Source organism: Pseudomonas sp. WS 5059, assembly GCF_012985525.1.
Classification (GTDB): Bacteria; Pseudomonadota; Gammaproteobacteria; order Pseudomonadales; family Pseudomonadaceae; genus Aquipseudomonas.
The window spans coordinates 1-11,697 of record NZ_JAAQWO010000005.1 but is presented as its reverse complement, the minus strand read 5'-3'; the positions used below and the strand labels follow the sequence as shown (position 1 = coordinate 11,697).

At 50.7% G+C, this 11,697-nt stretch carries 11 protein-coding genes; 3 read left to right on the top strand and 8 right to left on the bottom strand.

The genetic code is table 11. The features are described from left to right. The gene (locus HBO12_RS15150; RefSeq protein ID WP_170042582.1) at positions 1–1,299 is read left to right on the top strand and encodes a site-specific integrase; all 1,299 of its coding nucleotides are present in this window, start codon (positions 1–3) and stop codon (positions 1,297–1,299) included. A 286-nt stretch (positions 1,300–1,585) separates the two neighbouring features. Here the strand turns inward: HBO12_RS15150 and HBO12_RS15145 are convergent, their stop codons facing one another. From HBO12_RS15145 to HBO12_RS15130, 4 genes are all read right to left on the bottom strand, one after another. Next, positions 1,586–2,446: a hypothetical protein gene (locus HBO12_RS15145; RefSeq protein ID WP_170042581.1), complete on the bottom strand. Its 861-nt coding sequence runs from the start codon at positions 2,444–2,446 to the stop codon at positions 1,586–1,588. Positions 2,447–2,523: 77 nt separating this feature from the next. Continuing rightward, positions 2,524–3,255, bottom strand: coding sequence for a hypothetical protein (locus HBO12_RS15140; protein WP_170042580.1), 732 nt, complete (start codon positions 3,253–3,255; stop codon positions 2,524–2,526). Between the two features lie 207 nt (positions 3,256–3,462). After that, positions 3,463–4,155 (bottom strand): KilA-N domain-containing protein, encoded by a 693-nt coding sequence (locus tag HBO12_RS15135; RefSeq protein WP_262377000.1) that lies wholly within the window; start codon positions 4,153–4,155, stop codon positions 3,463–3,465. Between the two features lie 293 nt (positions 4,156–4,448). Next, positions 4,449–5,162, bottom strand: coding sequence for a hypothetical protein (locus HBO12_RS15130; protein WP_170042579.1), 714 nt, complete (start codon positions 5,160–5,162; stop codon positions 4,449–4,451). Between the two features lie 730 nt (positions 5,163–5,892). Here HBO12_RS15130 and HBO12_RS15125 point away from each other — a divergent pair. Continuing rightward, entirely contained in the window at positions 5,893–6,540 is a 648-nt protein-coding gene (locus HBO12_RS15125) for a hypothetical protein (protein ID WP_170042578.1), read from the top strand. 99 nt (positions 6,541–6,639) lie between these two features. On the opposite strand, the gene HBO12_RS28775 is transcribed toward HBO12_RS15125, so the two are convergent. From HBO12_RS28775 to HBO12_RS15105, 4 genes are all read right to left on the bottom strand, one after another. Next, complete coding sequence (locus HBO12_RS28775; protein WP_426136283.1) at positions 6,640–7,485, bottom strand: radical SAM protein; 846 nt, start codon at positions 7,483–7,485, stop codon at positions 6,640–6,642. Between the two features lie 30 nt (positions 7,486–7,515). Beyond that, complete coding sequence (locus tag HBO12_RS15115; RefSeq protein WP_170042576.1) at positions 7,516–8,388, bottom strand: hypothetical protein; 873 nt, start codon at positions 8,386–8,388, stop codon at positions 7,516–7,518. 1,048 nt (positions 8,389–9,436) lie between these two features. Next, positions 9,437–9,574 (bottom strand): hypothetical protein, encoded by a 138-nt coding sequence (locus HBO12_RS15110; protein WP_170042575.1) that lies wholly within the window; start codon positions 9,572–9,574, stop codon positions 9,437–9,439. Between the two features lie 124 nt (positions 9,575–9,698). Beyond that, on the bottom strand, positions 9,699–10,208 hold the full coding sequence (locus tag HBO12_RS15105) for a DUF2441 domain-containing protein (protein WP_170042574.1): 510 nt from the start codon (positions 10,206–10,208) through the stop codon (positions 9,699–9,701). Between the two features lie 690 nt (positions 10,209–10,898). On the opposite strand from HBO12_RS15105, the gene HBO12_RS15100 reads away from it, so the two are divergent. Next, entirely contained in the window at positions 10,899–11,573 is a 675-nt protein-coding gene (locus HBO12_RS15100; protein ID WP_170042573.1) for a hypothetical protein, read from the top strand. Positions 11,574–11,697: the final 124 nt, after the last annotated feature.

Genomic DNA, 11,697 nt, shown 5'->3' with positions numbered 1-11,697 from the left:
ATGATCGAACGAATTGAAACAAAGGAAATAACCTATTACGCCTATGATCTGGGCATCGAGGTTACGCACCACATTCTTATAGCGCATGAAAACCGAAAACAAGTCCTGCTCAGTTACCCGAACCTATTTCTTTATAACTGTACCCGCAGCGCCCGAGGCACCTCGGCTCGATACGCTAGTTTGATCTCTATGCTCTATAGGTTTCTCTCGACACTGCCAGAATTCAAAGATGTGGATAGCGGGCGCCTCCATACCGTTGTAACGAATAAACATCTAAAAAGATGGCAGGTCCATCGCCAAGTCGTACGCCAAAACAGGGGAAGGACTTCACCAACGTGCGAAACCACTATCAACGACGCAAAAGTTCTCCTGAATTTTTTCAGGTGGATCACTGACGTAGGCTACGTAACGGGCGTCCAGGTGTTGTTAAAAACTGCCTTCCCAAATTTCAAAAACAAAAAAATGCTCAGCTACATCGACGCCAAAGCAAGAACCGTCATCGATGGGCGCAACATCAGCGTCCTAGAGCGCGAGTCTCGCCAGAAGAGAAAACTTTCTCTCATCACAAATAAAGAAATCAGCCTTCTGGCTGAAAGCTACACAGACCAGGTCTATTCCGCATTGTTCAAATTTGCGCTTGGCACAGCCATGCGCCCATCAGAACTTTGCAAATTCCCTCTGTATGGCAACGGCGTGAATAAGCACATTGCGCCGCAGTCAGAAATGCGAAATTCATCCAACCCCATAGTCAAGTATACGGTTATTCGTAGCAAGCGTGGTAAGACTCGCGAAATCGCCATCAACCAAGCGGACCTCAAAGAGCTGGAGCGAACGTACATAAACCCCCATTACCGAGATCGAGCCAAGCTCTACAAGGAAAAATACGGGGAAGATTGCCCTCCTTCGATCGTGTTCCTGACTAAGGCCGGAGATCCGGTCGATGGAAATCGCATTAGCAGAAGAACAACAGATGCCAAAAAGAAGGCTATGGCGAAGGATGAAAGCTTCCGGAGCGCCATCCGCTTCTACGACAGTCGTGGCTGGTGGCCGACGATGTTCTTAATTAAATTCTTTAAAGATGACTTGCTGACGAAAAATGCAGATGCGCTTTACGCAGCTTGTGCCGAGGCGATCAGAAACCAGCTGGGGCATGAGGATATCGACACCACTTACAAACACTACATCGACATGGCCCGCCTCCTTCTGATGGCGCATCAAGGTAAGGTGAATGAATTGATCACGGCTCCCGAAGAAAGCGTGAGCGATTTCATGAGACGCATGGACGAAGGACTTTGGTGAGAATCTAATGGGACCACCCTATCAGCTACGGCATCCCTTTGTAGCTCTCGCACCTCCTCGCTTCGCTCGTAGAATGACCCAGAGGGAGGGGCTTGGGCGAGCGTAGCAGCCTCGCGAATTGCTGGAAGAATTGGAGGCACTCGCATGCCTGGAGACCGCATTTTAGCCGCCTACATGCCCTGTAAGCGGCCACGAGAGGCCGGCATTGATCGTCAATACTTGCAGCCTGTTCTACATCGGCATTGAGGAATGGGACGCTGTAGACTTCCTCCGGTGTATCGCCAATTTAGCCCAACGCCTGACTGCGAATAGTGGCAAGCCTGCCGCTCAGCTCCGTTTTCAAGCGCTCGATGCCTTCGCCGTTGTTGTGATACCTGATGTTACGCAGATGCGCCAAATCGAATGGAATATCTTCTGCGTTCTGGGTGATCAGGATGACCTGCTTGCCCAGCGCGTGAGCTATGCCAATTTCATAGAAAACGTTGGCGTTTCGACCAGAACAATCACCAATGATGACCGCTGACCTGTCTATCAACGATACGATATCTTGGATGATCTCTTGGTGTTCCCAGATGCTGTCCGCCCTTTGAGCGGTCATGAGAGAGGATTCAGCCACCTGCTGAATAGCGGTCCATACATTGTCGAATCCCGCAAAAGGCATCATGGCTGAAAGCAAATTTGTATCAACTGCCTGCGCAGGAGGCAGCCTAAAAGCGGAGGGCACCCTCTGATTACGCAAAGTTTCTGACAAAATCACATGGTAGATGTCGATATCTTTAACCGCCCAATGTGTTCGACTGTAATGACCAAAGCGGGTTGACGGCATCCCCAATAATGGTGCAAGCCTAATTAGATCTCTTTGCGGAATTGGAGGGATCAGTTGGTCAAAATGGTACTCAAGTGTTATTTCATCACTAGCATTAACATTCACTCTAGAGATCCGTCCCACCCTACCGAACTGCTGACGATCTCGACTTGTCTCCTCGATGAAAATAACTGGGTTCTTGATCAGCGCGTCGAAATTAGGAGCATTATTTATCGTAAATAATCCTCTCAGATCATCACTTGTGTATTCGAACACTCTGGATTTCCAGAAAACGTCTCTTCCTTCATTCCATGGAGATGATTTAACGAGCATATTGAACATAAACAGCACCACCCTATGACCTTAAGGACTGCTAAAGGAGGCTGCTCCAATGGCAGCCTCCGTTGCCCCGATTGAAATCAGCTGATCATCCGAAGCTTTTTCAGCAAATCGTCCTCAAGCTTGGCAAGACCCTCACCATTTTTGAGGTAGATGAGCGCTCGGTGGTGCACCATGTCCGAAGGAATGTCCTGAACGATTTGCGCGAGCGGTACGACAGTTTTCCCGAGCGTATGAGCGATTCCAGTTTCGTACATCACGTTCGGATTCTTTCCCGAAAAATCAACTACGACAATTTTCGCCCGATAGATGAGGCTAAAAATGTCCTGGATAATTGAAGAATTGTCCCAGATATCGTCAGCCCGCAGACACCTGAACCCAGCTGCGCTGCACGCATTTTTTATCGCAATGTAAACACCATCAAAACCAGCGAAAGGCATCATGACCGTGACCAAGTCATCTTCCACATCGCCATCAGGGATGGAGAACACATTGGGCGCGAAGGAAATCTTCCTTTCAGACGGTTTTGCAGAAATGTACGTTACATTTTGATCTGGATACCATTGATCCAAGTATTTCTTTACCACGTTGAGAGAGCCGGGGTTGTGGTCTGACATTGCCCGGAGGACACTAATGATGTTGCCCGCATAATCTTGATCACCAAAGCTCAAGCTTCTCAATAACCTTGAGTGCCCAGTAACGATGTGGGAGCTATCAGTTAGCAAACCGATTTCTTCCCAGTTGGATGATGTGAAATCCTCCTCAATGCGTCGTTTCAGATCCAGAATCAAAGCTGCGTTGTACTGAGTCATTCCTGCCGTTCCTTAGGTGAATACGTCTGCGTCATGAATCTAGCTTGCTGAATAGCCAAACGCCACCATCGATATCCTGCTCTTCACCGAGAGGCCGTGTGGGATCGACTGAACCCCCGCCGCATCAATAGCTGGGATGAGCCTGGGCGGCTCGGCAGCATCCGCCGCCATAGGGACTGATGAGTTCTCCTCTCACGCTATAGCTGCCTACCTCGCCAAACGAAACGGTGCGTACCCGAAATGTCGGTGAAGCTGTGAGCGGCTATCGCTGAGCTGACCGAGGTATTGAGTGAGAGCAGCCTTGCGATCTGAGTAACCCTTCCCTTGACCAAGCAGCAGAACGTCCCTGCTTTCCATCAGCGTAATCAGCTCAAGCTCGGGGATCGTCAACTGGCTTCGGTCCCGCCCTTGAAAGACTCCTGTCAGAATTTCGTTGATGAGCCTGGCCTCATTCATATAGTGATGAGGCTTCGTTTCTTTTCCGATCGCCTGATGAGTAATGACAAGGGCTTCGCACAGGCTTCGAAAGCCCATCGCAGCCTGGCGACGCGCCGCCTCTACAGCCACCACATCCCTCGACGTCAACGCCTCCATTTGGTCATCGAACCAGATTTCAAAATCGATCGAGAGCCAACGAGCGAACTTGCCGGCAAGCTTGGGGTGCAGCCAGAGCCCGCGGAGCCTCTCGTTACCGCGCCGGGTCACTATCAGCGACTCGATCGTCACTCCCCTCCTCTTCGCCAATTCCGTGACGTACAACTGAGTCAAATCCAGCTCTAACCACTCCCCAGGGTCTTTCTCAAACACTCCGCCACCATGCGAAGCATTCATCCAACCCTCCACATCGAAGCTGATGGAGGCACCCTCATACTCGTGCGAAATTATCTTGCGCATTTTCATACAATACCTCCTGGCAAAATGTCATCGCTATCCAGGCAAATGCCGGCCAGCTGTGTGCCTGCGACAGCCCCGAGGGTGATCACATGCGAAAGGTCTACTTGATAAATTAGGCTCGCCGACCACGAAGACTTCACGGGCGGAAAGCGAGAAACACAAGGCAGGGAAAGAAGTGGCATCGTCAGCGTCCTCCAGAACGTCAAATGTGATTGACGACGAGGATGCTGGCAGGGATATCCAACGGTTAAAACCGCTGGACGGGGCCGGAAAACTACATATCCGGCCGGATGTGTAGTTTATTTATTTGGATCAGACTTCGAAGGCCTACCCCGGCGCTTTGCCGATGGGGGAGCCACATCCGACGATAGCCACTTCGCAAGTGAAATATTCGTAGCGGGTAGTAGCTCTGCATATTTTGGATCGATGTGATCTCTGACCAGCTGGGCCATTTTGCCGGTACGGCAGTCCGCAAGATCTGGGCTGGCCCAGAGGGCCATCGCAAGCTTCGCCACTTCGCAACGAGCCTCGCGGATAGCCGCGTTGCGAAGCTCGACGTTGGAGATTGAACGCGCAGCTGGCTGCACCGCTTCTACAGGAGCCGAAAGCCTCCTCGACGATGCATCATCCTCTCTGACTCTACGAAGCTGGTCATTCTCCAAGGTCAGCATCTTCAGAGTCATAGCCTGAGCTGCGTTCAACTCATCGCCCTGTGACTTGGCCTCCACCAGGGACGCCACTTGTGCTCGCAGACTCTCGATTTCTCGATCGCGAGCATCCTCTCCAGGAAGCACAAGATTCTTCTCAATCTGGATCTTGAGTCGACGTAATTCCGCGCGAGCTGAGTCAGGGGTTTGGTCATCGAGCGGTGGAAAAAGCGGAGTAACACTGGCCTTTTGCGTTCCGAAGGCGCGCAGCGCTAGGGGTTGCGCAATACCTGGCTGAAGAATCGCAAGCTCATTCAGAGCAATCAACCAACTGCGATTGATAAACACATTTTCAGAACGGTACACCCCCGCCTCCGTCTCGATGAAGACCGAAGCGTGCTTGGATACGGCAAGGTCGAGGTAACCGCTTAGGTGGGCGTAAGTAAGAGCGAAGCCGGGGATGGGCTTGCCGTGTGCACGGGAGCAGACCTGCTCATTCGGTACTACATCAGACGGTCGATACGTCCTCATAGCGGTAGCAATAGCATCGAGAAACGCGGGAGCGGTCTGCCTCAGCGATCCGATTGCAGCCTCCAGAGGGACGAAGTCATCAGTTGAAAGCATCCACTCGCCTCACACACCTAGCTTGATGATCGGGTCCAAGAGGCACTGCTTCGACTCCGCCTCTCAAACTGTATGCCTATCCACGTCACGATGTTAACAGGACAAAAAAACGGGTCCAAGCGTCAATACGCGCAAGAGCCATGAAAAGAGCACAAATGTACCCCTAAGCACTGCCACCGCAGAAGCGTCGTCTGCTGCTCGATACCCAGCTTTCACAATCTAGCGTCGGCCAGTGGCCATCATGACGACTTACCTTTACGCTGATCACTAGCGCCGAACCTCCAAAGGCCTCCAGAAAGGGATTGATATGACCGCATCACGCCCTGAGAAATACCGAAAGGATTTGGACGCATTAGTGGAAGAAGCTTTCTAGGTACAGCAATCCCTTGCGCTCCTGTATACCGACAGAGACAAGTACGTCGCCGAGCTGACCAAATCGCTAAAGGGGAATACTGAGTCGGTCGACTCTTTTATGAAGAAAATTAAGCCGTTCCCCACGGCCTATCAAGAGTGGTATTCGGAAGCAGTTACTCTCGTCAAACAACTGATGCCAGATCGTCTAAGCGATTTCATCAAACTATACGAGAAGCCCAAAGGCCGGAAAGACGTTTCAGTGGAGAACTATCGTATTGAGGATGCTTGCCACGGCCTAAGCACAAGCTTTGGAGGCGTTGTCCGGGCGGATGCTACGGCCGCGTCAGTTTTGCTTCGACAGCAGATCGCGATCGTCAATGCGATCAAACGCCGCTTCGAAAGCTCACTTTTTGAGATCAAGCAACTCGTACAGGCTGACGTCTTCGACGACGAGCTGGATAGCGCGAGAGGCCTGTTGAAAAATGGCTACACCCGCGCCGCCGGCGCTGTAGCCGGGGTCGTTCTGGAAGACCACCTCAAAGAGCTAGCGGCCAAGCACAACCTGCCTAAAACAGCAAAAACCATCAATCCGATTAATATCGCGTTAAAGGCCGCAGATGTGATTGACCTTGCTCAATCCAGGCACATCGATTTCCTCGGAGACATCAGAAATAAGTGTGGACACAAGAGCACTGCCGAATCTATACCTGCCGAAGTAGAAGACCTGATCACTGGGGTAGATAAGGTGATCAAAACGATTTTCTAGCGCTGTACGGACGCACTATTGAGAAAAGTCAGAGCGAAGGTAGCCTGAGCACCTGGGCGAAACGTAACACCTCGTCTCGGCGCTTAGCCTTTGCTTCCGTCAACGCACATAGCGGGGTTCTGCTTCGAGCCTCTCGGGCCCGCATAGACTATCGATTTTCAGACGAGCATCTGAGTCAAAAATCGATCCAATGCAAACAAGGCTGTTTACCTCATTACCAGAATGAACGTTTATAGAGCCGTCGTGGTAAATCAACGGATATGTGGAGCGGCGGCGCAATTGTTGAGACACCTCAACCACCGTGGTGCCTGCGCTATCGACTATCTTCCTGGCTTCCTCCGCCCTTAGAACGAAGTCCTCAAAAGCGACCTCGTGCCTCACCGCGACTGCGCGGGCTGGCCCAAGGGGCCAAAATTGATAGATGCTCCAGCCCCAAGGGCCAATCCTACGCACTAAACGGGCAAGCTCGGGTAGGTCAGACACATTCTGACTTGAGATCATGGTATTGATCTTCACCCTGACGTCCAAGTCCTTGAGCCAGCTCAGCCTCTGCATCACTTTATCGAAATGGCCAATGTACCCACGCATACGATCATGCATAGATGCTGAGCTTCCGTCTAAGGGTAAGCCAATCAGATCTACACACTCTGTGATCAGTGCAGCGTTCTCCACAGTGTGGCGAAGGGATCGCGCATGGGTATCAAGGTGGACATTCAGCCGAAGATCATCGGCCAGGCGAACGACATCTCCGATGAAAGAGTACTGAAATGGATCCCCGCCCCCAAGAGTGATGGCGGTGAAGCCCAGCTCAGCAATACGTGATACAACAGCTAGGACAGTCTCTCGCTCAGCCTTGGGCGATCCGAAGGGCACGTAACACCATTCACAGTTAAGTGAGCATCTGTGAGTGAAGTTGAGCACTACACGACTAGGTCGGGTCGTCATCTCAAGCTGACCAGGATTGCGCATAAACCCTCATGCCGTATGCTTTTGACGGTACTGTCGGGATTTTACCTGTGGCAACCCTGCTGGCAGTTGGTCCTCGCAGCGCTCCAACCATTGCTCCAGCGATTCACCAGTTCGCAGAAGAGTAGCAAGATGGCTTTTGTAAATGCGATGCAGGCTCAACCCTTCTGTAGGCTGACATTCCTTAATTTTCAAGGTGAAGCTTCGGTTCTCAATGCGATCATCGATCACTCCCACAGTGTACGGGTCAACGTAGAGTACGTTGTCTGCGGCGAAAACCGTTGTGTGCATACCGAACTGGACGAAGCGGATATCCAGGGTCGGATAGCGGTTGTACAAATCGATGAGATTAGCCAAATTCATCTTCGAACCGTATTGGTCTCCAGTGACGTTGAGCTGATTCCGATAACCCTTTTCACCTGAAAATGGATCCAACATGACAACGCGGAAATCCACACCTTCGCTTAAGCGCTTTCGAATCGCCTCCCAGTGGCGATACACCCCGTGGTCGAGGTAAGAAGCACCGGAGTTTGCGCATAGCAACATCGTGGACGCGGTTGCGATGTCCGCCTGGGTCTCTTCGTTACGCCTGTTTTGCTCGGAGGTCTTTAGCATGTCGAAATAGTCGACAACGCCCCGCGCCAGAGCAAACGAAGCGATCTTACCCGCAAGTGTCTCATGCACCCAGATTTCCCTGAATCTGGGAAATGCTTGGGCAATCTTCAGGCCCAGGAAAATCACGCTCAAGACGATCGATATGCCAAAAAATAGCCCCCAGTTGCCTTTCGAGCTGAGATAGGTCGTTGCAATCGCCCCAAGAAAAAGCAGAAGTTCGACGACAATGAAGGTAATTTCGATACTTTTTCGCTTCGAATGCGACATTTATCCTGACCCTATAGCTTTCGTCATTATTAGTTATGCCAGGGCAAGATCTGTGCTCACGAAACTGAGTCCAAATCACGGCGCAATCACGTAAAGCATCCAGGGCGTAGCTACGGCGCTGCTCGTAAGCTAACCACTTCCATTGGAGGACACTCCCTTCCGTCTGCTGTGGGACCAAGCCCTCGGCACCCCGGCCGGCAGTATGATTGGCGATAACGCCTCGGAACGCCACTATTTTGGCATTGGTAATACGAAATACGGATGCGGCTCAGATCGACGGGGATAAGGCGTGCCCGCGCTAGGAAAGCCTGCCGTCATCACTAGAAATGTTTTCGGGCACCGTCGGCAGTTGAAGGCCCACTCGCCTTGCGAGCGGAAGGAGACCAGCGGCGGTGGCTTAGGCCGTGCTAAATGGGTATGGGAGCCAAGCTCCGCACAGGGCTCTGTGAGGCGTAGGAGGGGGGCACCGAAACTCCGCCACGCTCTTCTAGGAGCTTCGCTATTCATCACCGATCAGCTTGAGTCATCCGCCTCGGACTGACGAACAAGAAATTTTGATAATGAATCAAAAAACAGCGTGACAGTTTTCAGTGCTTGATACGACAGCCACACCTCGGCAACAGCTCCTGAGCAGCTAGCCGACCAGCCTTGATCGCGATTTTTCGCGCACGCGTTATCTTTTGATTACAAGAAAAGCGATACGCGCCCACCCAAGCCCATCCCAGCATGGATCATGATGGGTAATATCAAGGGAAAAAAGCCAAGGTGAAGCTGAAAGAGGCATCGGTGGCCGGCGTCTGGTAACCAAGTGCTGCCAGTCACTGGATGATTTGAGTGGTTTTCGAACTCAAATAGGCATACGCATCTCAATAACATTAAATCAGAAATTCCTGACTGGTCAGTAGTCGCAGGGCAGCCAACGCTCGGGGGGCAACATATCGTTTAGGATCTGCAATGATGATGGGAGCTTTTATGTCCAGAAGTCGAAGAACGGGGGGAGACTGGAGGCGAGATAACTCAATCGTGGGAGAGAGCACTTCCGAGATTGTTAAAAAAATTGAGGCAAAAAATTTGATTCCTTAATGAACACCGCCAGAAAATTTCCATTTTGGCCGTTAGCTTCCATCCAAAATGCAGCAGCTTTGGGTCGTTTTCTGCCTATGGCGACCGGCTGAAAACGACTCATTACCGCACCTGGCGAAAGGCAGCAATAGATCGGAAGTCCGAGTAGCACGCAAGCCCCCGATCTCAAACGGCTTAGTCAGCGGAATACAGCCGCGCCGTGAAACGGCGTTGGTTTTCGTAAATTGCTAGGGATAAATCTCACGCGCAATGTGCATGACACCTTGGAACAGGATTTCGTAATTACCAGCCCCATGACCTGACCAATAATTGTGTGCTCTCACCTCTAATTCATTAATATTTTCTAAGTTGTTAGTGAGGTGCTGTTCGTAGGCTTTGTGGGTCAAGCCTTCCAATATTTCTATTTCCAGAATCCTTTTGCTGCCGGAGTGAGGAAGTCGTTTAATCCAATATCTAGCGGATTCTTCAGAGTCACATAGCCATATGCAGTTTGTTCTTGACGGGAGCGTTGAATAGACTCTGGCTCTTAGGTTCTCGAAGGCAAGCTCCCGCAGCATTACAGAAACCGATCGATGAACGTCCTCTCTTGTAATTCCTCCTCCCACTCTAGTTGCCGAGTTCTTCCAGTTGGTGTATATCGGATTTATCTTGTCTCCGACGACATATTCTTCACCGGTGCGAAACTGATCCCAGTTAGTGCGGTGCCGTGACTCCGTATCAATATGATAGTATTTCATAGGTTCCTAACTTTAATTGGACTACACATGCTTGGCAATATCTCCGCAACCTGTGCTTAATACTGATTCACGCCGGCTGACAAACCCTGAGGCAGCTTGCCAATCGCAGAATTAGTGGCAATGCGCCATATTACGAAGCCATTATCAGCATGTCCATAGCCTGTATTAGAACTCTCTTACTGCTCGTGGCGACCCCTTCTAGCCGTTAGCTGCGCTTCACCAATGGCTACTTTGAGTCGGTTAGCACCTTTGGATCGGGCTGACCATCTTGTCCTTCCCCATGGCGGATAAGCCATGCGGTCAATTCATCAGAAGATTTGGTCGAATGGCTTTGCCTTGGAAGCAGTAGCTGGCGCCCGCCGATGCGACACCACTTGCCCGATTTCATTGGCCCGCTCCGTTATTAAGCGCTTGAGCACATGTCTGATATAGGCTCAAGTGTCGCGTCCTTCCAAACGCCCCGATTGGATCAGGCTAATAATTGCGAGATACTAGATGGTATATGCTTCCAAAGGCCTGATAAGCCAGCCTTGGGGTCATTCGCGGCGGCTGCCGCGGCATCCAGAGAGGGTAAAGACCACCAATGAGAATGGACCTGGCTTTGGTCCACCTACGCTCACAGGGAGCGACTAACAGGTGCTAAATGCTCTACTCAAAACTTATTTAGCAACATATTTCTGAGGAGTCACCATGGATTGGAATCGTGTTCACGTATGGACTAGGACCTTTTACGCGATCGTGCACTCACTCCACATGGCTAAAGAGGAAAAATTCGGAGATCTCAACTCACTAGACGAAAGATTTCGTGACGCAAACAACTGGGTATCACCAATTTGCTCCTACAACTCAACACTCTTACCCACTAAGACTGAAGGTAAAGAATTGGAGTTTAGGCGCGACCCAAACGCGCACTTCGAAGAAATTTCCAGCCAGTTAATCAAGATGCTATTACAGGATCTGACAGTAATTTTTGATGAAATGATGAGTGACGCCTTAATCAAACTTAACCTAGAAGCCGGGAACATGCCGCAATCTAAAGTTGAAAAACTTTCCACTCTGCTGAATGCAGAATATAAATGGGCAAATCAGGGATGCTTGGAGCTAATTGCAATCAGAAACTCCTTGTGCCACGCAAATGGCCGATGGAACGAAAAATCATTAAAAATAATTGAAGGTTTCGTTGAACCCCTCCCCGCTGTAGGCGATGAAATCATCGTCGGCTTTGAGATGCTTTTCAATTATCGAAAGGCTATGCGTACTTTGCTCAACGAGGCATGCCCACCCGATCCAAAGCCGATGACAATTAAGAAAAAATCCAAAGCTGTAAGGTCTAAACGGAGTGAGGCTCGTAGCTTAAAAGAGTGAATCGCCCCTAGTTTCGTAGACACCTCCAAGCCTTAAAATGAGGCCCATTAGGAGGTGCCATGAGCAACCAGCGATATCCCGAAGAATTCAAAATCCAGGCGGTCAAACAAGTGACCGAAAAGAA

Excerpts from the sequence above, each read along its gene's own strand:
- HBO12_RS15150 (WP_170042582.1), top strand. The coding sequence starts at position 1 with ATGATCGAACGAATTGAAACAAAGGAAATAACCTATTACGCCTATGAT.
- HBO12_RS15145 (WP_170042581.1), bottom strand. The coding sequence starts at position 2,446 with ATGTTCAATATGCTCGTTAAATCATCTCCATGGAATGAAGGAAGAGAC.
- HBO12_RS15140 (WP_170042580.1), bottom strand. The coding sequence starts at position 3,255 with ATGACTCAGTACAACGCAGCTTTGATTCTGGATCTGAAACGACGCATT.
- HBO12_RS15135 (WP_262377000.1), bottom strand. The coding sequence starts at position 4,155 with ATGAAAATGCGCAAGATAATTTCGCACGAGTATGAGGGTGCCTCCATC.
- HBO12_RS15125 (WP_170042578.1), top strand. The coding sequence starts at position 5,893 with ATGAAGAAAATTAAGCCGTTCCCCACGGCCTATCAAGAGTGGTATTCG.
- HBO12_RS28775 (WP_426136283.1), bottom strand. The coding sequence starts at position 7,485 with ATGACGACCCGACCTAGTCGTGTAGTGCTCAACTTCACTCACAGATGC.
- HBO12_RS15115 (WP_170042576.1), bottom strand. The coding sequence starts at position 8,388 with ATGTCGCATTCGAAGCGAAAAAGTATCGAAATTACCTTCATTGTCGTC.
- HBO12_RS15110 (WP_170042575.1), bottom strand. The coding sequence starts at position 9,574 with ATGAGTCGTTTTCAGCCGGTCGCCATAGGCAGAAAACGACCCAAAGCT.
- HBO12_RS15105 (WP_170042574.1), bottom strand. The coding sequence starts at position 10,208 with ATGAAATACTATCATATTGATACGGAGTCACGGCACCGCACTAACTGG.
- HBO12_RS15100 (WP_170042573.1), top strand. The coding sequence starts at position 10,899 with ATGGATTGGAATCGTGTTCACGTATGGACTAGGACCTTTTACGCGATC.